Origin of the sequence: Streptomyces sp. NBC_00090 (genome assembly GCF_045160815.1) — a bacterium.
In the GTDB taxonomy this organism is placed as follows: Bacteria; Actinomycetota; Actinomycetes; order Streptomycetales; family Streptomycetaceae; genus Streptomyces.
In genome coordinates this window covers 6,337,136-6,357,957 of sequence record NZ_CP108224.1, presented here as the reverse complement: position 1 = coordinate 6,357,957, position 20,822 = coordinate 6,337,136, and the positions used below count along the sequence as shown (strand labels likewise).

At 71.2% G+C, this 20,822-nt stretch carries 19 protein-coding genes and 1 riboswitch; of the genes, 7 read left to right on the top strand and 12 right to left on the bottom strand.

Features of this window, described 5'->3' with window-relative positions:
• Window positions 1-59: 59 nt before the first annotated feature.
• Together OG361_RS28635 and OG361_RS28630 are read right to left on the bottom strand one after the other, a co-directional pair.
• Window positions 60-1,223, bottom strand: coding sequence for a PotD/PotF family extracellular solute-binding protein (locus OG361_RS28635; RefSeq protein ID WP_405858017.1), 1,164 nt, complete (start codon window positions 1,221-1,223; stop codon window positions 60-62).
• 144 nt (window positions 1,224-1,367) lie between these two features.
• Window positions 1,368-2,804 (bottom strand): gamma-aminobutyraldehyde dehydrogenase, encoded by a 1,437-nt coding sequence (locus OG361_RS28630; protein WP_405858015.1) that lies wholly within the window; start codon window positions 2,802-2,804, stop codon window positions 1,368-1,370.
• Between the two features lie 191 nt (window positions 2,805-2,995).
• Between OG361_RS28630 and OG361_RS28625 the strand changes: the two genes are divergently transcribed.
• From OG361_RS28625 to OG361_RS28600, 6 genes are all read left to right on the top strand, one after another.
• Complete coding sequence (locus OG361_RS28625) at window positions 2,996-3,502, top strand: Lrp/AsnC family transcriptional regulator (protein ID WP_405858013.1); 507 nt, start codon at window positions 2,996-2,998, stop codon at window positions 3,500-3,502.
• Window positions 3,487-4,866, top strand: a complete 1,380-nt coding sequence (locus tag OG361_RS28620) for an aspartate aminotransferase family protein (RefSeq protein ID WP_405858011.1) — start codon at window positions 3,487-3,489, stop codon at window positions 4,864-4,866. Before OG361_RS28625 ends, OG361_RS28620 begins: the two co-directional genes overlap by 16 nt.
• A gap of 272 nt (window positions 4,867-5,138) precedes the next feature.
• Complete coding sequence (locus tag OG361_RS28615) at window positions 5,139-5,867, top strand: ABC transporter ATP-binding protein (protein WP_405858009.1); 729 nt, start codon at window positions 5,139-5,141, stop codon at window positions 5,865-5,867.
• Entirely contained in the window at window positions 5,849-7,000 is a 1,152-nt protein-coding gene (locus OG361_RS28610) for a hypothetical protein (protein WP_405858007.1), read from the top strand. The genes OG361_RS28615 and OG361_RS28610 overlap by 19 nt, the downstream gene beginning before the upstream one ends.
• A gap of 124 nt (window positions 7,001-7,124) precedes the next feature.
• A complete protein-coding gene (locus OG361_RS28605; protein ID WP_405858005.1) occupies window positions 7,125-8,303 on the top strand; it encodes an LOG family protein in 1,179 nt (392 codons plus the stop codon).
• A gap of 89 nt (window positions 8,304-8,392) precedes the next feature.
• Complete coding sequence (locus tag OG361_RS28600; protein ID WP_405858003.1) at window positions 8,393-9,454, top strand: hypothetical protein; 1,062 nt, start codon at window positions 8,393-8,395, stop codon at window positions 9,452-9,454.
• A gap of 6 nt (window positions 9,455-9,460) precedes the next feature.
• Here the strand turns inward: OG361_RS28600 and OG361_RS28595 are convergent, their stop codons facing one another.
• The 9 genes from OG361_RS28595 to rpsB all read right to left on the bottom strand — a co-directional run bounded on the left by OG361_RS28595 (window position 9,461) and on the right by rpsB (window position 19,397).
• Window positions 9,461-10,486 (bottom strand): ABC transporter ATP-binding protein, encoded by a 1,026-nt coding sequence (locus OG361_RS28595; RefSeq protein WP_405858001.1) that lies wholly within the window; start codon window positions 10,484-10,486, stop codon window positions 9,461-9,463.
• Window positions 10,486-12,099: an ABC transporter permease gene (locus OG361_RS28590; RefSeq protein WP_405862491.1), complete on the bottom strand. Its 1,614-nt coding sequence runs from the start codon at window positions 12,097-12,099 to the stop codon at window positions 10,486-10,488. Before OG361_RS28590 ends, OG361_RS28595 begins: the two co-directional genes overlap by 1 nt.
• 56 nt (window positions 12,100-12,155) lie before the next feature.
• Window positions 12,156-13,235, bottom strand: coding sequence for a thiamine ABC transporter substrate binding subunit (locus tag OG361_RS28585; RefSeq protein WP_405862489.1), 1,080 nt, complete (start codon window positions 13,233-13,235; stop codon window positions 12,156-12,158).
• 104 nt (window positions 13,236-13,339) lie between these two features.
• Window positions 13,340-13,467: riboswitch (TPP riboswitch) on the bottom strand.
• A 29-nt stretch (window positions 13,468-13,496) separates the two neighbouring features.
• The gene (rlmN, locus tag OG361_RS28580) at window positions 13,497-14,609 is read right to left on the bottom strand and encodes a 23S rRNA (adenine(2503)-C(2))-methyltransferase RlmN (protein WP_384568627.1); all 1,113 of its coding nucleotides are present in this window, start codon (window positions 14,607-14,609) and stop codon (window positions 13,497-13,499) included.
• Window positions 14,610-14,824: 215 nt separating this feature from the next.
• Window positions 14,825-15,928 (bottom strand): phosphatidate cytidylyltransferase, encoded by a 1,104-nt coding sequence (locus OG361_RS28575; RefSeq protein WP_405857999.1) that lies wholly within the window; start codon window positions 15,926-15,928, stop codon window positions 14,825-14,827.
• A complete protein-coding gene (gene frr, locus OG361_RS28570) occupies window positions 15,928-16,485 on the bottom strand; it encodes a ribosome recycling factor (protein ID WP_384568634.1) in 558 nt (185 codons plus the stop codon). Before frr ends, OG361_RS28575 begins: the two co-directional genes overlap by 1 nt.
• 97 nt (window positions 16,486-16,582) lie before the next feature.
• Window positions 16,583-17,347 carry a UMP kinase gene (pyrH, locus tag OG361_RS28565; RefSeq protein ID WP_055646001.1) on the bottom strand — a complete coding sequence of 255 codons (765 nt, stop codon included), beginning with the start codon at window positions 17,345-17,347 and terminating at the stop codon, window positions 16,583-16,585.
• Window positions 17,348-17,510: 163 nt separating this feature from the next.
• Window positions 17,511-18,347 (bottom strand): translation elongation factor Ts, encoded by an 837-nt coding sequence (gene tsf / locus OG361_RS28560; RefSeq protein ID WP_384568637.1) that lies wholly within the window; start codon window positions 18,345-18,347, stop codon window positions 17,511-17,513.
• A 102-nt stretch (window positions 18,348-18,449) separates the two neighbouring features.
• On the bottom strand, window positions 18,450-19,397 hold the full coding sequence (rpsB, locus tag OG361_RS28555; protein WP_405857996.1) for a 30S ribosomal protein S2: 948 nt from the start codon (window positions 19,395-19,397) through the stop codon (window positions 18,450-18,452).
• A 255-nt stretch (window positions 19,398-19,652) separates the two neighbouring features.
• On the opposite strand from rpsB, the gene OG361_RS28550 reads away from it, so the two are divergent.
• Window positions 19,653-20,102: a murein hydrolase activator EnvC family protein gene (locus tag OG361_RS28550; RefSeq protein ID WP_405857995.1), complete on the top strand. Its 450-nt coding sequence runs from the start codon at window positions 19,653-19,655 to the stop codon at window positions 20,100-20,102.
• Between the two features lie 140 nt (window positions 20,103-20,242).
• On the opposite strand, the gene OG361_RS28545 is transcribed toward OG361_RS28550, so the two are convergent.
• Window positions 20,243-20,797 (bottom strand): TetR/AcrR family transcriptional regulator, encoded by a 555-nt coding sequence (locus tag OG361_RS28545; RefSeq protein ID WP_405862487.1) that lies wholly within the window; start codon window positions 20,795-20,797, stop codon window positions 20,243-20,245.
• Window positions 20,798-20,822: the final 25 nt, after the last annotated feature.

The following is a 20,822-nucleotide window of genomic DNA, read 5'->3' as shown; positions in this document are numbered from 1 at the left end:
CGCTGACGGCCCCTCGATCACGGTCCCTTGGCCACGGTCCCTTGGCCACGGCCTCTCCCTCACAGGCCCACGATCGCGTTCCACTTCTTCGCGTAGGCCTGGCGCTCGTCGGGGCCGATGTCGCGGGCGATGGCGAGCCGTCCCCGCATGTCCGCGTCCGGGAAGATGAGCGGGTCCTCGGCGAGGGCCACCAACTCCTCGTCGCCGGAGTCCGCGAGGACGTTCTGCGCGGCCGGCACCGGGCAGACGTAGTTGACCCAGGCGGCGAGTTCGGCGGCGACCTCGGGCTCGTAGTAGTAGTCGACCAGCTTCTCGGCGTTGGTCTTGTGCTGGGCCCGGTTGGGGATCAGGAGGGACTCGGCCCACAGCTCGGCGCCCTCCTCGGGGACGACGAACTCGATGTCCGGGTTGTCGGCCTGGAGCTGGATGACGTCACCGGAGTACGCCTGACAGGCGATCACGTCGCCGGTGGAGAGGTCCTTGATGTAGTCGTTGCCGGTGAAGCGGCGGATGTGCTTGCGGCGGACGAGCCCCTCGATCTGCTCGCAGAGGGCGTGGAAGTCGTCGCTCGTCCACCGGGTGACGTCGACCCCGTTGCCCTGCATGAGCAGGGCGAAGGACTCGTCGAGACCGGAGAGGAGCGTGACCTTGCCGCGCAGGTCGTCGGCCCACAGCTCCTTGGTGGAGCGCAGCTCCCGGCCGAGCTTCTTCCGGTTGTACGCGATGCCGGTGATCCCGGACTGCCAGGGCACGCTGTGCAGCCGGCCCCGGTCGAAGGCGGGCGAGAGCAGCTGCGGGTCGAGGTGCTCGGCGACGTGGGGCTGGGCGGCGCGGTCCATCTCCTGGGCCCAGCCGAGGCGGACGAAGCGGGCGGCCATCCAGTCGCTGACGACGATCAGGTCGCGCCCGGTCTCCTGGTGGTTCATCAGGGACGGGCCGATCTTGCCGAAGAACTCGTCGTTGTCGTTGATCTCCTCCGTGTAGCGGACGGAGATCCCGGTGCGCTCGCGGAAGGCGTTCAGGGTCGGGCGCTTCGACGTGTCGTCGTCGTCGGTGTCGATGTAGAGCGGCCAGTTGGCGAAGTCGAGCCTCCGGTCCCGCGCGGACAGGTCCCGGCCGGCCCGGTCCCGCTCGTCGACGTAGGCGGCGGGCACCCCGCATCCGGCGAGCACCGTGGCGGCCCCGACACCGCCGATCCCGCGCAGCAGGGACCGTCGGGACATGGTGTTCCTGGCTGTCGCTCTCACCCGGACAGCATCCCCACCCGCCGCCACCTGCGGCAATGGACGCTCCGTCGAGCGACGGCGCGCGGCCCCGACACCCTGTCGACCAGGATGCCGGGGCCGCGTGTCGTGCGCGGGTGGGGATCAGCCCAGCGAGGTCATGACGTGCTTGATGCGCGTGTAGTCCTCGAAGCCGTACGCGGAGAGGTCCTTGCCGTAGCCGGACTTCTTGTAGCCGCCGTGGGGCATCTCGGCGACCAGCGGGATGTGGGTGTTGATCCACACGCAGCCGAAGTCGAGGGTCTTGGACATGCGCATCGCGCGCGCGTGGTCCTTGGTCCAGACGGAGGAGGCGAGGGCGTACTCGACGCCGTTGGCGTACTCCAGGGCCTGGCTCTCGTCCGCGAAGGACTGGACCGTGATGACCGGCCCGAAGACCTCGTTCTGGATGATCTCGTCGTCCTGCTTGAGGCCGGAGACGACGGTCGGGGCGTAGAAGTAGCCCTTGTCGCCGACGCGGTGGCCGCCGGCCTCGACCTTGGCGTGCGCCGGGAGGCGCTCGATGAAGCCGGTGACCTGCTTGAGCTGGTTGGCGTTGTTGAGCGGCCCGTAGAGCACGTCCTCGTCGTCCGGCTGGCCGGTCTTCGTCTCGGAGGCGGCCTTGGCGAGCGCGGCGACGAACTCGTCATGGATGGACTCGTGGACGAGGACGCGGGTGGCGGCCGTACAGTCCTGGCCCGCGTTGAAGAAGCCCGCGGTCGAGATGCCCTCGACGGCCGAGTCGATGTCGGTGTCCTCGAAGACGACGACCGGCGCCTTGCCGCCCAGCTCCAGGTGGACGCGCTTGACGTCCTTGGCCGCCGACTCGGCGACCTGCATGCCCGCGCGGACCGAGCCGGTGATGGAGGCCATCGCCGGGGTCGGGTGCTCGACCATGGCCTTGCCCGTCTCCCGGTCGCCGCAGATGACGTTGAAGACGCCCTTGGGCACGATCTGCCCGATGATCTCGGCCATCAGGACGGTCGACGCGGGGGTCGTGTCCGAGGGCTTGAGGACGACGGTGTTGCCCGCGGCGAGCGCCGGGGCGAACTTCCACACGGCCATCATCATCGGGTAGTTCCACGGCGCGACCTGGGCGCAGACGCCCACGGGCTCGCGGCGGACGATGGAGGTCATGCCCTCCATGTACTCGCCGGCCGAACGGCCCTCGAGCATGCGGGCGGCACCGGCGAAGAAGCGGATCTGGTCCACCATCGGCGGCACCTCCTCGCTCGCGGTGAGGCCGGTCGGCTTGCCCGTGTTCTCGACCTCGGCGGCGACGAGTTCGTCGGCGCGCTCCTCGAAGGCGTCGGCGATCTTGAGGAGCACCTTCTGGCGCTCGGCCGGGGTGCTGTCGCGCCAGGCGGGGAAGGCGGCCGCGGCGGCCTCCATGGCGGCGTCGACGTCGGTCTGGCCCGAGAGTGGGGAGGTCGCGTACGCCTCGCCGGTGGCCGGGTTGACCACCTCGATGGTGCGGCCGTCGGCCGCGTCGCGGAACTCCCCGTTGATGTAGTTACGCAGCCGGCGCAGCTCGGTGGTCACTTGCCACCCCTCCTGTCACGTTCTGTCGTCGCACGTCCTTGTGCGGTGTCCCGATGGGTGAGACACCTCAGCCTAGTCGCTCGGCTGACGCTTTCAACAGGCCCGACCCCCACCAACTTCGGATTCAGTGAGATTCGAGCCCTCACGCAACGAATTACATCGCTCCGGGGTTGCCAGACCGACGAGTCTCGGTGCACAGTGAAGGTGTGGCCAGTCGAAGCACAGACTCCAGAACCGGGACCGGTTCGTCCCCGACGATCGATGCCGTCTCCCTGGCAATCATCGAACAGCTCCAGCAGGACGGTCGCCGTCCCTACGCGGCGATCGGAAAGGCCGTCGGCCTCTCCGAAGCCGCCGTGCGCCAACGCGTGCAGAAGCTGCTCGACCAGGGCGTCATGCAGATCGTCGCCGTCACCGATCCGCTCACCGTGGGATTCCGGCGCCAGGCGATGGTCGGCATCAACGTCGAGGGTGACCTCGACCCGGTCGCGGAGGCTCTGACCGCCATGGCCGAGTGCGAGTACGTGGTGATGACCGCGGGCTCCTTCGACCTCATGGTGGAGGTCGTCTGCGAGGACGACGACCACCTGCTGGATGTGATCAACAAGCGCATCCGCACCCTCCCCGGCGTGCGCTCCACCGAGAGCTTCGTCTACCTCAAGCTCAAGAAGCAGACCTATATGTGGGGAACCCGATAGCAGTGAGCCAGGACCTCAGCAAGACCGCCTACGACCACCTGTGGATGCACTTCACCCGCATGTCGTCGTACGAGAACTCGCCCGTTCCCACCATCGTGCGTGGTGAGGGCACCTACATCTTCGACGACAAGGGCAAGCGCTACCTCGACGGTCTCGCGGGTCTGTTCGTCGTCAACGCCGGACACGGCCGCGAGGAGCTTGCCGAGGTCGCGTACAAGCAGGCCAAGGAGCTCGCGTTCTTCCCGGTGTGGTCGTACGCGCACCCCAAGGCTGTCGAGCTCGCCGAGCGTCTGGCCGACTACGCCCCCGGCGATCTGAACAAGGTGTTCTTCACCACCGGTGGCGGCGAGGCCGTCGAGACCGCGTGGAAGCTCGCCAAGCAGTACTTCAAGCTGCAGGGCAAGCACACCAAGTACAAGGTCATCTCGCGTGCGGTCGCCTACCACGGCACCCCGCAGGGCGCCCTGTCCATCACGGGTCTGCCCGCCCTGAAGGCCCCCTTCGAGCCGCTGGTCCCCGGCGCGCACAAGGTGCCGAACACCAACATCTACCGCGCCCCGATCCACGGCGACGACCCGGAGGCCTTCGGCCGCTGGGCCGCCGACCAGATCGAGCAGGAGATCCTCTTCGAGGGCGCCGACACCGTCGCGGCCGTCTTCCTGGAGCCCGTGCAGAACGCCGGCGGCTGCTTCCCGCCGCCGCCCGGCTACTTCCAGCGCGTCCGCGAGATCTGCGACCAGTACGACGTGCTCCTCGTCTCCGACGAGACGATCTGCGCCTTCGGCCGCCTCGGCACGATGTTCGCCTGTGACAAGTTCGGCTACGTGCCCGACATGATCACCTGCGCCAAGGGCATGACCTCGGGCTACTCCCCGATCGGCGCCTGCATCGTCTCGGACCGCATAGCGGAGCCGTTCTACAAGGGCGACAACACCTTCCTCCACGGCTACACCTTCGGTGGCCACCCGGTGTCGTCGGCGGTCGCGATCGCCAACCTCGACATCTTCGACAAGGAAGGCCTGAACCAGCACGTGCTGGACCAGGAGGGCAACTTCTTCGACACCCTGAAGAAGCTGCACGACCTCCCGATCGTCGGCGACGTCCGCGGCAACGGCTTCTTCTACGGCATCGAGCTCGTCAAGGACAAGGCCACCAAGCAGTCCTTCACGGACGAGGAGACCGAGCGCGTGCTCTACGGCTTCCTCTCCAAGGCGCTCTTCGAGAACGGCCTGTACTGCCGGGCCGACGACCGTGGCGACCCGGTCATCCAGCTGGCCCCGCCGCTCATCGCCGACCAGGGCACCTTCGACGAGATCGAAGGCATCCTGCGCTCGGTGCTCACCGAGGCGTGGACCAAGCTCTGATCCTCCCCGCCCCGCGGGGCGAAGGACCTCACGCCGCCCTCACGGCGTGACCACGGGCCCGGGCATGCCGCCATCCGAGTGGATGGCGGCGGCCCGGGCCGCGTGCTGTCCGTACAAACCGATCTGAATCCTTACGGTGCATCCCTGGTCGCTTTCCAGGTCGCTCCCCTGGCCGCCCCCTGATTTCCCACGGCGCCAGTGACCGAAAGGCCCGTCTCTTCGTTCCCCCGGACGGGGGAACACAGATCGGATCCGACATCGAGGTGTACGCGATGGCCCCACCGGACAACGACGTGCTCTGGGCGCGTTCCCTGCACTGCGCCCTGGGCGGTTCCGACGCCCTCAGCGGCGTCTCCCTCGGCGTCCGCGAAGGCGAGATCCTCGCCCTCGTCGGCCCGCGCGGCAGCGGCAAGACCACCCTCATGCGCTGCCTGTCCGGGCAGCTCGTCGCCCAGCAGGGCGAGGTCTGGTTCAACAGCGGCCCCGTCCACACCCTGAGCCAGGCCCAGCGCGAGCGGCTCCGCCGCGACCGCTTCGGCTGGATCGACCCCGAACCGGGCCTCGTCCCCGAACTCACCGGCTGGGAGAACGCCGCCCTCCCCCTGCTGCTCCGCGGGGCCTCCCACCGGGCCGCGAAGACCGCCGCGCTCGAATGGCTGGACCGCCTCGACATCGGCGGCTGCGCCCGCCGGCGCCCGCACGCCCTCACCCAATCCCAGCGCCAGCGGATCGCCATCGCCCGCGCCCTCGTCACCACCCCCTCGGTGCTCTTCGCCGACGAACCCACCGCCACGCTGCACCGCGCCGACGGCGCGCAGGTCCTGCGCACCCTGACGGCCGCGGCCCGCTCGCACTGCATCACCGTGCTCCTCGCCACCCACGACGGCGAGGTCGCGGCGCTCGCCGACCGCACGGTCGCCCTCCTCGACGGACGCCGGGTCGGCACCGTACCCCCGGCGTCAGGGGCGGAGGGCGTCGCCGCGTGCTCGCTCTCCGTCTAGCCCGCGGGACCCACCCCCTCGTCCTGACCCGGCGGCTCCTCGTCGCCGCCGCGTCCGCGGGGGTGGGCTTCCTGCTGCTCTGCACCCTCGGATACGCCGTGGGGCACCCGGCCCAGTCCTCGACCTCCGTGCTGCGCCTGCTCTGGTGCGCCCTGCCGCTCGCCGCCACCGTCCAGTTCTCCGTGGCCGTGGCCCGCACCGACCCCAGCACCCGCCCGCGCCCCGGCCTCTCCGCGATCGGGCTCGGACCCGTCCGGCTCACCGCGGTCGCGGCGGCCTCGACGGCCGTCACCTGCACCCTCGGCTCCATGGTCGCGCTCCTCTTCTACCTGCACCTGCGCGGCGACATCACGGGGCTCCCCTTCGACGGCGCGGCGGCCGAGCTCCTCGCCGCCGACCAGCCGATGCCGCTCGCCGCCGCCCTCACACTGCTGGCGATCCTGCCGGTCGTCGCCGCCACGGCCGCCGGCCTGGCACTGCGCCCGCGCACGGCCCCCGTCGAGCCGGAGGGCGTCGAGAAGCCCGTCCCGTCCGGACTGCCGTGGGGCGTCGCCCTCGTCGCGGTCGGCCTGGCCGTCGAGACGTACGCGGGCCGCAGCGGCGGCGGGGACGGCCTCCCGCTCCCGGGCCGCTTCGACGGCAGCCCGGCGGGCGTCCTCGCCGGCTGGGTGCTCACCGCCTGCGGTCTCGCCCTGGCGGGCCCGGGGCTCACCTACGGCTGCGGCCGCCTCCTCCAGGCCGTCCGGCCGGGCGCCACCCGACTGCTCGCGGGCCGTGTCCTCATGGACGAGTCCCGCCGTATCGGCCGCCCGCTCGGCGTGGTCTGCGCGGTGCTCTCCGGGGCGCTGGCGGCGGCCGCCCTGTACTCCTCGGGCACGGGCCCGGCCGCCTTCGGACCGCTCACCGGCCTGGGCGCGGCCCTGGTCATGGCCTGCACCACGGCGACGCTCCTGACGGCGGCGCTGGAGTCCAAGCAGTGCCGCACCCACACCACCGAGGCGCTCCTCCGGCTCGGCGCCCCGCCCACGGTCCTGCGCACGGCCGCCCTCATGCGGGCGGGCGCCCTCGTCTCGGTCTTCCTGCCGCTCACCTGGATCGTTGCGGAGCTCGCGGCCCTCCCCCTGACGGGCTGACGGGACGACGGGCCGCCAGTCCGACGAGCTGCGAGGCCGACGAGCTGCCAGGCCGACAGCAGACCGGCCGAGAGGCAGACCGGCCGACGGGCGGCCCGGGGGAAGGGGCCCCTATCGTGGGCCCATGGCGACGCCTCCTCCTGCACACCGGCCCCCCGGTCCGCGCGGGCACGGGCGCGAGATCCACACGCTCGACGAGTTCGACGCGGCACTCGCCAGGCCCGGCGCGCTCGCCGGGCTCCGCGTCCAGTCCGTCGACCTCACCGACCGCACCTTCGCCCTGCTCTCCGCCTCCGCGGCCGGCGCCGTCTTCCTCGGCTGCCCCATGGAACCGGAGGCCGCGGCCAAGGTCCGCGTCGACGGGGCGCTCGTCTTCCCGCCGGTGCCCGACCTGCCGTTCGACCCCTACCGGTCACGGCTCTACGGACCCGGGGAACTCTTCGACGGCATCACCGAGGCCGGATACGAGTCGACGCCCGACGCCCTCGCGTACGCCTGGTTCGGCCGGACCAGGGCCGACGGCGACATCTTCTCCTCGATGCTCCGCTCGCTCCACGACGACGCCGTCTCCGACGCCCTCGACGAGCTCCTCGCCGGAGCCCGGGTCGTCGGAGTGATGGGCGGGCACGCGATGAGCCGGGGCACGGAGGCGTACGCGGGCGCCGCCCGGCTCGGCAGGTCGCTGGCCCGCTCCGGCCTCACCGTGGCGACCGGCGGCGGACCGGGCGCGATGGAGGCGGCGAACCTCGGCGCGTACCTGGCACCGCTCCCCGACGAGACCCTGCCGGCGGCCCTCGCCGTCCTCTCCACCGCCCCGTCCTTCACCCCCTCCGTGACGGAGTGGGCCCGCGCCGCCTTCGCGGTACGGGCCAGGTGGCCGCACGGCGGGGACTCCGTCGGCATTCCCACCTGGTTCTACGGCCACGAGCCGCCCAACCCCTTCGCCGGCCACATCGCCAAGTACTTCGCCAACGCCCTCCTCCCCCAAGCTCTCGGCTCCGCTCGAGCAGGGGGGACCCCCATGGACGGCCTGCTCGCCCGCTCCACGGCGGGCATCGTCTTCCTGCCGGGCGCGGCGGGCACGGTCCAGGAGATCTTCGCCAACGCCACCCCGAACTACTACGGCTCCCTGGGCGCCCCCACCCCGATGGTCCTGGTCGACCGCGCCCACTGGGCCGAACGGCTCCCGGCCTGGCCCCTCCTGGAATCCCTCGCCGCCGACCGCCCGATGGCGACCCGCATCGCCCTGGTGGACTCGATCGGCGAGGCCCCGGCGACCCTGGAGCGGCTGGCGAAGGCATGAGGAGCACGACCCGGTCCGGGCGAAAACCCGTTGGCCGCCGATACGCCACGCGGAGAGAATCCGCAGGTACGGCGGCCGGGGGAGAGTACGTGGACGAGTTCGTGTGCAGAGGGTGCGGCACCGCGCTGACCGCGCCGTTGTCCCCCGTCGCGCTCCCCGCCCACGCTCACCAGTCGGTCTGGCACCTGATGCTCCCGCCACTGATGGAGCCCGGGACGTACGCCGTCGATCCGGCGCCGTCCGGGCCTCCGTGGCGGACGTGGGAGGAGATCGGGGAGGCCGAGGCCGCGGCCCGAGGCGTCTTCGCTCCGGTGTACTCGGTCTCCTTCGGGGCGCCGGGCAGGATCGTCGTCGCACCGGGCGACACGCGTGGCACCGTCCTGATCCCCGAGAAGTGCGCCGGCGACTGCTTCGGCCCGGACGGCCGGGACGGCCCCAATCTGGCGTGCGAGCGGTGCGGCCTCCCCGTCGCGACCCGCATCGACGACTGCTCGCTCTGGCAGGCGGTGTGGCTCGAACCGGACGCCGTGCGCCGGGTGCCCACCGGAGAGGCCACTCCCCCGCCGGCCGGCTGGGAGAGCGTAGCGCCGAAGCGTCACGGCACGTCCCCCGTCACCCCGGACGGTGGCTGGGATCCCCGGTGGACGGCGGCGGTCGGCACAGCCCTCGCCCATCTCCTGGTGGCCTCGGAAGGCGGGCCGGTGACACTCCCCGACGGCCCCGTCACCGATCTGTTCGGCCGCGCGGCGGCCGCGCTGCTGCCCCGGGGGCCCGTCGCGAAGTCCGTGGCCCTGGCCGGTCCCGGGCTGCCCGCCTCCGGCACGGCCGCCCCGGCCCCCGACATCGCCCTCGTACCCCGACATCCGCGCACGGGCGAGCCCTGGCGACCGCCGTCCGATGCCACGGCGGTCGTACCACTGGCCCCCGACGTGTGGGCCCACCTCGCACTCCCCCGCGAGACGTCACCGCTTCCGGCGTCGGGCACGCTCCCGGACGGTGTCCTCCGCGACGACTACGACTACCCGCCGCCCGACCACCCGTGGGGAATGTTCCAGCCGGACCAGCAGGTGTTCCGCGCCACGCTCGCGCGCCTGCCCGCCGTCCGGCAGCCCTGGCTGCGCGCGCTCCACGACGGGCGCGCCAGGCCCTGACCCGGGTCAGTCGCCCAGCACCACGACGTCCTCCACCGCGAACCCCACGTCCACCCCGGCGCCCACCTCCGGCGCCTCCCGCAGCGGGAACTCCGCCTCCAGCGACGGCCCGTCCGCCGGACGGAGCCGTACCGCCACGCGGTCGCCCCGGAAGGTCCGCGAATCCACGGTCCAGGCCGCCGACGCCCCCTCCGCCACGGCGGTGACGCGCACCCCGCCGGGACGCACGAGAAGCCGCCGCTCCCCCTGCGGCGAGCCCTCCGGCACCGGGACCTTCCCCCACACGGTCTCCGCGACCGTCCCGGCGACCCGCCCCGCCACCACGTTGTCGAAGCCGAGGAAACGGGCCACGAACTCCGAGGCCGGCCGCCGCCACACATCGAGCGGCGCCCCCGACTGGGCGATCCGCCCGTCGCGCATCACCACGACCCGGTCGGCGAGCACGAAGGCCTCGCCCTGGTCGTGGGTGACGGCGAGGACCGTCGTCCCGAGCCTTCCGAAGAGCTGCCGCAGCTCGACGACGAGCCGCTCCCGCAGCCCCCGGTCGAGCTGCCCGAGGGGTTCGTCCAGCATGAGCAGCCGGGGCCGCGGCGCCAGCGCCCTGGCCAGCGCCACCCGCTGCTGCTCGCCGCCGGAGAGCGCGGCCACGGAGCGCCGCTCCGCACCCGGCAGCCCGACGAGGTCGAGGAGCTCCCGCACCCGCTCCGCCCGCTCGGCCTTCCCCGCACCCCGCATCCGCGGACCGAAGGCCACGTTTCCGCCGACGTCCCGCTGCGGGAACAGCTGATGGTCCTGGAACATCAGGCCCACACCCCGCCGGTGTACCGGCACCCCCGCCTGGTCGGCGCCGCCGAGCAGCACCCGGCCGCCGTCGAGCGCCTGGAGCCCCGCGACGACCCGCAGCAGCGTGGACTTGCCGCTGCCACTGGGCCCGAGCACACACACGATCTCGTGCTCGGCGACCTCCAGGTCCACGGCGTCGAGCGCGGCCCGCTCCCCGAACCGCACGGTCGCCCCGTCCAGCCTCAGCATCAGAACTCCCCGGAGGTCCGGTCGGTGCGCAGCCGTTCGAGCAGCAGCAGGGACACCGCGCACACCACCATCAGAATCGTCGAGAGGGCCATCGCCTGCCCGTAGTTGAGCTCACCCGGCCGGCCGAGCAGCCGGGCCACCGCCACCGGCAGCGTCGGGCTGTCCGGCCGGGCGATGAAGACGGTCGCGCCGAACTCGCCGAGCGAGACGGCGAAGGCGAACCCGGCGGCGATCAGGAGCGCCCGCCGCACCAGCGGCAGGTCCACCTCCCGCCAGGCCCGCCACGGCGAGGCACCGAGCACGGCCGCCGCCTCCCGCAGCCGCTCGTCCACCGCCCGCAGCACCGGCAGCATCGTCCGTACGACGAAGGGGACGCCGACCAGGGCCTGCGCGAGCGGTACGAGGATCCAGCTGGCCCGCAGATCGAACGGCGGCTCGTCGAGCGTGATGAGGAACCCGAAGCCGACGGTGACGGCCGAGACCCCGAGCGGCAGCATGAGCAGCGCGTCGAAGCCCCGCACGAGCCGCCCGGCCCGCCGAGTGAGCGCGGCCGCCGCGAGCCCGCCGATCAGCACCGCGATGGCGGTGGCCGCCACCGCGTACCGCAGCGAGTTCCCGATCGCCTCCAGCGGCGGCACCAGGAAGGTCCCGGACTCGTCGAGCGAGCCGAGCGCCCGGTAGTAGCCGAGCCCGTACCCCTGCGGCCCCGCGAAGGAGCGCTCCACGAGCACGCCGAGCGGCAGCAGGATCAGCAGGGCCACCGAGAGGAGGACGCCCGCGAGCAGCGCCCACTGCCCGGCGCCGCGCGGCCGGCGCGCGGTCCGCTCCGGCGGCACGAGCCGCAGCGCGGTCTCCCGCCGTCGCACCGTCCGCGCGTGCACGGCCAGGATCGCCCCGACGGCGACGAACTGGACGAGCGTGAGGACGGCGGCCGTCGGCAGATCGAGCAGCCGGGCCGTCTGCCGGTAGATCTCGGCCTCCAGGGTCGAGTACGCGTCCCCGCCGAGGATCTGTACGACGCCGAAGGAGGTGAAGGTGAAGAGGAAGACCATCAGGGCGGCCGCCGACACGGCGGGCACGAGCGCCGGCAGGGTCACCGTCCGCCAGGCCGTCCAGCGCGAGGCGCCCAGGACCCGGGCGGCCTCCTCCTGGCGCGGGTCGAGCTGCGACCAGAGGCCGCCGACGGTCCGCACGACGACCGCGTAGTTGAAGAAGACGTGCGCGAGGAGGATCGCCCACACGCTGGTGTCGAGCCGCAGCCCCCACAGCTCGTCCGTCAGACCGCCCCGCCCCACGAGCGCCAGGAAGGCCGTCCCGACGAGCACGGTCGGCAGCACGAACGGCACCGTGACCACGGCCCGCAGCACGCTCTTGCCGGGAAAGTCGAAGCGCGCGAAGACATACGCGCCCGGCAGCGCCACGAGCAGGGTGAGACCGGTGGAGGCGGCCGCCTGCCACACGGTGAAACCGAGCACGTCGAGGATGTCCGGCCGGCTCAGCGTCTCGCCGATCCGGCCGAACCGCCAGACGCCGTCGGGCCGCAGCCCCCGGTCGACGATCGACGCGACGGGCCAGGCGAAGAAGACCCCGAAGAACGCGACGGGCAGGGCCATGAGGCCCAGCCGCGCCGCGCTCCCCCGGAGGCCGTGCTTCACGGTGAGGCCGCGTGTCACTTCAGGACGAGCGACGACCACTGCTGGATCCATGCGTCACGCTTCTCCGCGATCTTCGCGGGCGCCATGGTCTCCGGCTTCTCGATCACGACACCGTGCTTCGTGAAGAGCTCCGGCAGCGTCGCGTCCTTCGCGACCGGGTTGACGAACATCTGGAGCGGCATGTCGTCCTGGAACTTCTTCGAGATCAGGAAGTCGATCAGCGCCTTGCCGCCCTCGGGGTTCTTCGCCCCGTTCAGCAGACCCGCGAACTCGATCTGCCGGAAGCAGGTGCCGGTGGAGACCCCGGTGGGAGCCACCTTCGGCTGCGGCTCGCCGTACAGCACCTCGACCGGGGGGCTGGAGGCGTACGACACGACCAGCGGACGGTCGCCCTTGGCCTGCTTGCCGCCGGCCGAGCCGGAGAACTCCTGGTTGTAGGCGAGCTCCCAGCTGTCGACGGTCTTCACGCCGTTGGCCTTCAGCTTCTTCCAGTAGTCCTGCCAGCCCTCGTCGCCGTACTTCGCGGCCGTACCGAGGAGGAAGCCGAGGCCCGGGGAGGACCGCTCCGGGTTCTCGACGACGAGGAGGTCCTTGTACGCCGGCTCCGCCAGGTCGTCGAAGGTCTGCGGCGGCGCCAGCTTCTTGTCCGCGAAGTACTTCTTGTCGTAGTTGACGCAGATGTCGCCGGAGTCGACCGGGGTGACCCGGTGCTCCGCGTCCAGCCGGTACGCGGCCGGGATCCGGTCCACGCCCTTCGCCTCGTACGGGACGAAGATCCCGTTGTCGAGGGCGCGCGAGAGCAGGGTGTTGTCGACGCCGAAGAAGACGTCACCCTGCGGGGAGCCCTTGGTCAGGATCTCCTTGTTGACGGCCTCGCCCGCGTCCCCGCTCTTGAGGACCTTGACCGTGAAACCGGTCTGCTTCGTGAACTCCGCCAGCACCTCCTTGGAGGCGTTGAACGAGTCGTGGCTCACGAGGGTGACGGTCTTCGGCGCGGGCGCGCCGGTCTTGCCCGCGGCGTCGCGGACGTCCTCCGTGCCGCAGGCGGCGAGGGTGGTGACGCCCAGCGCCGCGACGAGCGCGGCGGCGGCCATTCTCTTCGTGCTCGCCGAAATGGTGGTGCTCACTGAGATTCCTCCTGGGTATGACCAGGAAGAGACGCGGCCCCGCCCACCCGAAGGTGGGCAGGGCGCAACAGCTCGAGTTACGACCGAACTTCCTACCCAGAATGACCTGGGCAAGGTTCAGAGGGTCTGCGGTCGCTGTGCTTGTTCGAAAAGCACGTCACCGCACTCTCAGCGCTGTGGCGCTCCCCTGTCGGAATATGGAGATGTGTTCGAGCTCAGGGTACAAGGTCAGCGCTCGGCGGCCGCCAGCTGTCCACAGGCACCGTCGATCTCCTGACCTCGGGTGTCCCGCACGGTCACCGGAACCCCGTGGCGGGCGATGGCCTCGACGAAGGCCTTCTCGTCCTCCGGGCGGGACGCCGTCCACTTCGACCCGGGCGTCGGGTTCAGCGGGATCAGGTTGACGTGCACCCGCTTCCCCTTGAGCAGCCGGCCCAGGAGGTCACCGCGCCACGCCTGGTCGTTGATGTCACGGATCAGCGCGTACTCGATGGAGACCCGGCGCCCCGACTTCTCCGCGTACTCCCAGGCGGCGTCCAGGACCTCACGCACCTTCCAGCGCGTGTTCACGGGCACCAGGGTGTCGCGCAGCTCGTCGTCGGGGGCGTGCAGCGAGACCGCGAGACGGCACTTGAAGCCCTCGTCGGCGAAGCGCAGCATCGCCGGCACGAGACCGACCGTGGACACGGTGATCCCGCGCTGCGAGAGCCCCAGACCGTCCGGCTCGGGATCGGTGAGCCGCCGGATCGCACCGACGACCCGCTTGTAGTTGGCGAGCGGCTCGCCCATGCCCATGAACACGATGTTGGAGAGCCGCGCCGGTCCCCCGGGCACCTCCCCGTCCCGCAGGGCCCGCATCCCGTCCACGATCTGGTGCACGATCTCGGCGGTCGACAGGTTCCGGTCCAGACCGGCCTGCCCGGTCGCGCAGAACGGGCAGTTCATCCCGCAGCCGGCCTGCGAGGAGATGCACATGGTCACCCGGTCCGGGTAGCGCATGAGCACCGACTCCACGAGCGTGCCGTCGTGCAGCCGCCACAGGGTCTTACGGGTCGTGTCGTCGTCGCACGAGATGTGCCGCACCACGGACATCAGGTCGGGCAGCAGCTCCCCGGCCAGCTTCTCCCGCGAGGCCGCAGGAATGTCGGTCCACTCGGCCGGGTCGTGCGCGTACCGCGCGAAGTAGTGCGTCGACAGCTGCTTGGCGCGGAACGGCTTCTCGCCGATCGCGGCGACGGCCTCCTTCCGCTCGGCGGGCGTCAGGTCGGCCAGGTGCAGCGGCGGCTTCTTGGCTCCGCGCGGGGCGACGAAAGTGAGTTCTCCGGGCACTGGACGGGCCACGATCGGGTGTCTCCTCAAAAGGCACGAGGTCTGACATCCCCGACGGGGGAGCGCGGCATGACGATGACGAAGCCGATGCCGAAGCCAGGAGACCTCACTGGACCGTCCCCGCGGCGGCGAGGACGACGGAAGGGCCCGCGGCGCGCACGCCACGAGCCCTTCCAGAGTACCCGCTGTCCGTCAACCCGATCCGACGGACGAAACCGACCGCCCGATCACCCGGTGCCGACGAACAACGCCAACAACAACCACACCACCGGCGCCGTCGGCAGCAACGAGTCCAGCCGGTCCATGATCCCGCCATGTCCGGGGAGCAGCGTGCCCATGTCCTTGATGCCGAGATCACGCTTGATCATCGACTCGCCGAGGTCACCGAGCGTCGCGCTCGCCGCCACCGCCAGACCGAGGATCAGGCCCTGCCACCAGGCCCCGTCGTCGATCATGAACTCCATGCACAGCGCGCCCGCCCCCATCGCGAAGGCCACCGCACCGACCAGACCCTCGCGGGTCTTGCCGGGGCTGATCCTCGGCGCCAGCTTGTGCTTGCCGAAGCGCCAGCCGACCGCGTACGCCCCGGTGTCGCTGACCACCGTCAGGATCAGGAACGTCAGCACCCGCTGCGGACCGTCGTCCGCGGTGAGCAGCATCGCCACGAACGTCGCGAGGAACGGCACGTAGAACGCGGCGAAGACACCCGCCGTGACGTCCTTCAGATACCCCTCGGGGGGCTCCGTCATCCGCCAGACGAGCACCGCGAGCGCCGTCAGCGCCATCGCCACCCAGGCACCCTCGGCGCCCCGGACGTAGCCGGCGACGACCATCGCCGCACCGCCGACCGCGAGCGGCACCAACGGAGCCTTGATCGCCTTGCGCTCCTGGAGGCGGGAGGTGAGCTCCCACAGACCCACGACCACCGCGACCGCTATCACCCCGACGAACGCCGGCTTCCAGATGAACAGCGAGGCGATGATGACGGCGCCGAGGCCGACTCCGACCCCTATGGCCGCGCCCAGGTCACGCCCCGCGCTCTTCTTCTGCCGGGGCGCCGTCGGCGCGGGCGGCGGAGGCGGGGTGGGGCTGGACATGGGCTCCTGCGGGTGCTCGTGCGGCGTCTCGTCACGGAACAGGGGACCGCTCGGGTGAGCGGCCCCCCGGCCGTGACCGTCCTGGAATCCGCCGGCGGGAACGTCGGGCACGATGGGCATGGGCCGAGTCTGCGCCGCCTGATGCCTATCGTATGCGGGACCCGCCGGGGCAGGCCCCTGGTCGGGTCCCCTGCGGCCGATGCCGCCCGGGGCCCCCCAGGAAGAGTCGTTCATCAGACCTCGAGCAGCTCGGCTTCCTTGTGCTTGAGCAGCTCGTCCACCTGCGCGACGTACTTCGCGGTGGTGTCGTCGAGCTCCTTCTCCGCGCGACGGCCCTCGTCCTCGCCGACCTCGCCGTCCTTGACGAGCTTGTCGATGGACTCCTTGGCCTTGCGGCGCACCGAGCGGATCGAGATCTTCGAGTCCTCGGCCTTGCTCTTGGCCACCTTGATGTACTCCCGGCGGCGCTCCTCGGTCAGCTCGGGGAACACCACCCGGATGATGTTGCCGTCGTTGCTCGGGTTGACGCCGAGGTCCGAGTCGCGGATGGCCTGCTCGATGTTGCGCAGCGCGCTCTTGTCGAACGGGGTCACCACGGCCATGCGCGGCTCCGGAACGGAGAACGACGCCAGCTGGTTGATGGGGGTGATGGCACCGTAGTAGTCCGCCACGATCTTGTTGAACATCGCCGGGTGCGCACGGCCGGTGCGGATCGCGGCGAAGTCCTCCTTGGCGACCACGACGGCCTTCTCCATCTTCTCCTCGGCCTCGAGGAGGGTCTCTTCGATCACCACATGCTCCTGCGTGTCGTCGCGTTGTGTCCTGCACGGTGGGTACGACCGGCAGGGCTCTGTCCATCCCCTTGCGGGGCGGTTCCCGGTTCGGGTGTCAGGCCCGGGTGCCCTGGTCGCTCACGAGCGTGCCGATCTTCTCACCCTTCACCGCGCGAGCGATATTGCCCTCGGTGAGCAGTTCGAAGACGAGGATCGGGAGCTTGTTGTCCCGGCACAGGGTGATGGCGGTGGCGTCGGCGACCTTGAGGTCGCGGGAGAGCACCTCGCCGTACTCCAGCGCGTCGAACTTGACCGCGCCGGGGTTGGCCTTCGGGTCGGAGTCGTAGACCCCGTCCACGCCGTTCTTGCCCATGAGCAGGGCCTCGGCGTCGATCTCCAGGGCCCGCTGGGCAGCGGTGGTGTCGGTGGAGAAGTACGGCATGCCCATGCCCGCGCCGAAGATGACCACGCGGCCCTTCTCCAGGTGCCGCACGGCCCGCAGCGGGATGTACGGCTCGGCGACCTGACCCATGGTGATGGCGGTCTGGACGCGGGAGTCGATGCCCTCCTTCTCCAGGAAGTCCTGGAGCGCGAGGCAGTTCATCACGGTGCCGAGCATGCCCATGTAGTCGGAGCGGGCCCGGTCCATGCCGCGCTGCTGGAGCTCGGCGCCACGGAAGAAGTTGCCGCCGCCGATCACCACCGCGATCTCCGCGCCGTCGCGTACGACCGCCGCGATCTCACGCGCGATGGCGTGCACGACGTTGGGGTCGACGCCCAGGCCCGTACCGCCGGAGAAGGCTTCTCCGGACAGCTTCAGCATGTAGCGGCCGGCCTTTTTGCCGTTGTTGTCGTCGCCCTGTACGGCGCCCTGGTTCATGGAGATCTCCTCGTGCACATACGAAGGAGGCCATTGCCTTGGGTCCTCGCGGTATCCCGTACGGCAATGGCCTCCTCGTCAGATCTGCGGTCGTCCTGCGCGGGGGCGGACGACTGCCTCAGACCCTACCGGGGTCCGGTGTCCGTCGCGTTCGCGGACGGACTCAGATGCCGACCTTGATGCGGGTGAAGCGCTTCAGGGTGACACCGGCCTCGTCCAGGATCTGCTGGACGGACTTCTTGTTGTCAAGGGCGTACGGCTGACCGAGCAGCGTCGCCTCCTTGAAGAAGCCGTTCACGCGACCCTCGACGATCTTCGGGAGCGCGGCCTCGGGCTTGCCCTCGGCGCGGGTGGTCTCCTCGGCGACGCGACGCTCGGTCTCGACGACCTCGGCCGGAACGTCCTCACGGGTGAGGTACTTCGGCGCGAAGGCGGCGATGTGCTGGGCGATGCCCTTGGCAACAGCGGCGTCGGCCTTGTCGAACTCGACGAGGACACCGATCTGCGGCGGGAGGTCCGGCATCGTGCGGTGCATGTACGAGAAGACGAAGCCGTCGGCGTACTGCGCGAAGCGGTCCAGGACGATCTTCTCGCCGAGGTTGGCGTTGGCCTCGTCGACGAACGCCTGCACGGTCTTGCCGGCCTCGATCTCGGACGCGAGCAGCGCGGCGAGGTCGGCCGGGGAGGTGGCGGCGACGTGGGCGGCGAGCTGGTCGGCGACGGCCTGGAACTTGTCACCCTTGGCGACGAAGTCCGTCTCGCACTTCAGCTCGACGAGGACACCGGAGGTGTTGTCGTCGGCGATGAGGGAGACCACGGCGCCGTTCTCGGCGGAGCGGCCCTCACGCTTGGCGACACCCTTCTGGCCCTTGATGCGCAGGGCCTCTACGGCCTTGTCGACATCGCCGTCGGCCTCGTCCAGGGCCTTCTTGCAGTCCATCATGCCGGCGCCGGTGAGCTCGCGGAGCTTCTTGACGTCAGCGGCGGTGTAGTTCGCCATGAGTCTGTTTCTCTCTCGAAGTCTGAAAGATCGGGCGGGTCCACGGGTGGACGGCGGGGGCTTCGTGGGCCCCCGCCGTCATCACCCGAAGGTCCTGAAGGGTCAGGCCTGCTCGGCGTCCGCGGCCGGAGCCTCGGCGACGGCCTCGGCCTCGGCCTCGGCGGCCGGAGCCTCGGCGACGGCCTCGGCGACAACCTCGGCGGCGTCGGCAGCCTCGGCGTCCGCGACCTTCTCGGTCTCGGCGGAGGTCTGGACCTCGTCGTCGGCCTTCTTCTCACCCTCGAGCAGGTCGCGCTCCCACTCGGCGAGGGGCTCGCCGGCGGCCTTCTCGCCCGGCTTCGAGTCGCCGGTCGCGGCGCCGGAGCGGGCGATGAGGCCCTCGGCGACGGCGTCGGCGATCACGCGGGTGAGCAGGGTGACGGAGCGGATCGCGTCGTCGTTGCCCGGGATCTTGTAGTCGACCTCGTCGGGGTCGCAGTTGGTGTCGAGGATCGCGACGACCGGGATCTTGAGCTTGCGCGCCTCGCCGACGGCGATGTGCTCCTTCTTGGTGTCCACGATCCAGACGGCGCTGGGCACCTTGGACATCTCGCGGATACCACCGAGGGTCTTCTCCAGCTTGGCCTTCTCACGCGAGAGGACCAGGAGCTCCTTCTTGGTGAGACCCGAGGCGGCGACGTCCTCGAAGTCGATCTGCTCGAGCTCCTTGAGGCGCTGCAGACGCTTGTAGACGGTGGAGAAGTTGGTGAGCATGCCACCGAGCCAACGCTGGTTGACGTACGGCATGCCGACACGCGTCGCCTGCTCGGCGATGGCCTCCTGGGCCTGCTTCTTCGTACCGACGAACATGATGGAGCCGCCGTGCGCGACGGTCTCCTTGACGAACTCGAAGGCGCGGTCGATGTACGACAGCGACTGGAGCAGGTCGATGATGTAGATGCCGTTGCGCTCCGTGAAGATGAAGCGCTTCATCTTCGGGTTCCAACGACGGGTCTGGTGACCGAAGTGGACGCCGCTCTCCAGCAGCTCCCGCATCGTGACGACGGCCATGGCCGTATCTCCTTGGGTTCTCGGTTGTGTTCCTGACGCCCCGACGCGCCATGCCCACGAGGGACCGAAAGGCGCTGCCACGACCTGTGAAGGTTGATGGCGGGGCGTGCGAAGTCGACCCGGTGACCCGAGTCGCCATAGGAAGTGTACGGGACCCCGGGAGCGGCGGGTGACGGCACTGTCCACAACCGCCGAGTAGTCCACAGAAACCGTCCGAGACGGTCCCGAACCGGTCAGGCCGGAGAACCTTTCCCCATGCACCTCACGACCCTGATCCTGACCCTCGGCCTCCTGTGGCCGGTGTCCCCGCCGCCGACGGAGATCCTCCGCGGCTGGCAGCCCCCGGCCGGCCCGTACGGCCCCGGCCACCGCGGCATCGACCTGGCGGCCCCACCCGACACCCCGGTCCTCGCCCCGGCCGCCGGCACGGTCTCCTTCGCGGGCCCCGTCGGAGGCCGCGGCGTCCTCACCCTCACCCTCCCGGGCACGGGCACTCCCCCACTGCGCACGACCTTCTCCCCGGTGACCCCGCTCGTGAAAGCGGGCACCCCGGTCCGGGCGGGCACCCCCGTCGCCCGCGTCGCCCCGGGCACCCACTGCCCCCGGAGCTGCCTCCACTGGGGCCTGCTCCGCGGCGACACCTACCTGAACCCCCTGCCCCTGGTGAGCAGGCCCCCGTCACGCCTCCTACCACCGGACGACTGACGAACACGGATCCGCCACGACCTGAGGGGGCGACGGAGCAGACGGGACCGGGGGGAGGGAGGGGGTGGGGGGTGGGGGGAGGGAGGGGGAGGCCCCCAGGGGACAGATTCGCGCCCAGGGGACAGGTTCGCGCCCAGGGGTCAGGCGCAGGGGCCGGGGCCGGCTACGCCGTGCAGGGCCATCGTGACCGCGGCCTCCGCGATCTCCGTGGGGTCCTCGGCCGCGCCGAGTTCGATGCGGCGGACGGCGGCGTCGACGACGCCCTGGAGGAGCATGGCGCCCAGGCGGGGCTGGGGCTGGCCCAGCGCGGCGAGGGCTTCGACGATCATGGCGACGAGGCCGCCGTGGGCCGCGCGGATCTTCTCGCGGGCGCCGTCGTCCAGTTCGCTCGCGGAGATCGCGACGACCGCCCGGTGGCGCCGGTCGCCGACCAGCGCCAGCTGGGTGCGGACGTACGCCTCGACCTTGCCCTCGGGCGTATCGGCACCGGCCATGGCGGTCTCGACCTCGGCGGCCCAGACGGGGAAGTCGACCGCGCAGAGCTCTTCGACGACGGCCGCGCGCGAGCGGAAGTACTCGTACACGGACGAGCGGGCCAGGCCCGTGCGCTCGGCGAGTGCGGGGAAGGTCAGCGCCTCCGTACCGCCCTCGGACAGAAGGGAACGCGCGGCGTCCAGCAGGGCGCCTCGCTGCATCGTCCGGTGCTCGGCCACGGAGGCC

Excerpts from the sequence above, each read along its gene's own strand:
- OG361_RS28635 (WP_405858017.1), bottom strand. The coding sequence starts at position 1,223 with ATGTCCCGACGGTCCCTGCTGCGCGGGATCGGCGGTGTCGGGGCCGCC.
- OG361_RS28615 (WP_405858009.1), top strand. The coding sequence starts at position 5,139 with ATGGCCCCACCGGACAACGACGTGCTCTGGGCGCGTTCCCTGCACTGC.
- OG361_RS28605 (WP_405858005.1), top strand. The coding sequence starts at position 7,125 with ATGGCGACGCCTCCTCCTGCACACCGGCCCCCCGGTCCGCGCGGGCAC.
- OG361_RS28595 (WP_405858001.1), bottom strand. The coding sequence starts at position 10,486 with ATGCTGAGGCTGGACGGGGCGACCGTGCGGTTCGGGGAGCGGGCCGCG.
- OG361_RS28590 (WP_405862491.1), bottom strand. The coding sequence starts at position 12,099 with ATGGCCCTGCCCGTCGCGTTCTTCGGGGTCTTCTTCGCCTGGCCCGTC.
- OG361_RS28585 (WP_405862489.1), bottom strand. The coding sequence starts at position 13,235 with ATGGCCGCCGCCGCGCTCGTCGCGGCGCTGGGCGTCACCACCCTCGCC.
- OG361_RS28575 (WP_405857999.1), bottom strand. The coding sequence starts at position 15,928 with ATGAACGACTCTTCCTGGGGGGCCCCGGGCGGCATCGGCCGCAGGGGA.
- pyrH (WP_055646001.1), bottom strand. The coding sequence starts at position 17,347 with ATGAACCAGGGCGCCGTACAGGGCGACGACAACAACGGCAAAAAGGCC.
- tsf (WP_384568637.1), bottom strand. The coding sequence starts at position 18,347 with ATGGCGAACTACACCGCCGCTGACGTCAAGAAGCTCCGCGAGCTCACC.
- rpsB (WP_405857996.1), bottom strand. The coding sequence starts at position 19,397 with ATGGCCGTCGTCACGATGCGGGAGCTGCTGGAGAGCGGCGTCCACTTC.
- OG361_RS28550 (WP_405857995.1), top strand. The coding sequence starts at position 19,653 with ATGCACCTCACGACCCTGATCCTGACCCTCGGCCTCCTGTGGCCGGTG.
- OG361_RS28545 (WP_405862487.1), bottom strand. The coding sequence starts at position 20,797 with ATGCAGCGAGGCGCCCTGCTGGACGCCGCGCGTTCCCTTCTGTCCGAG.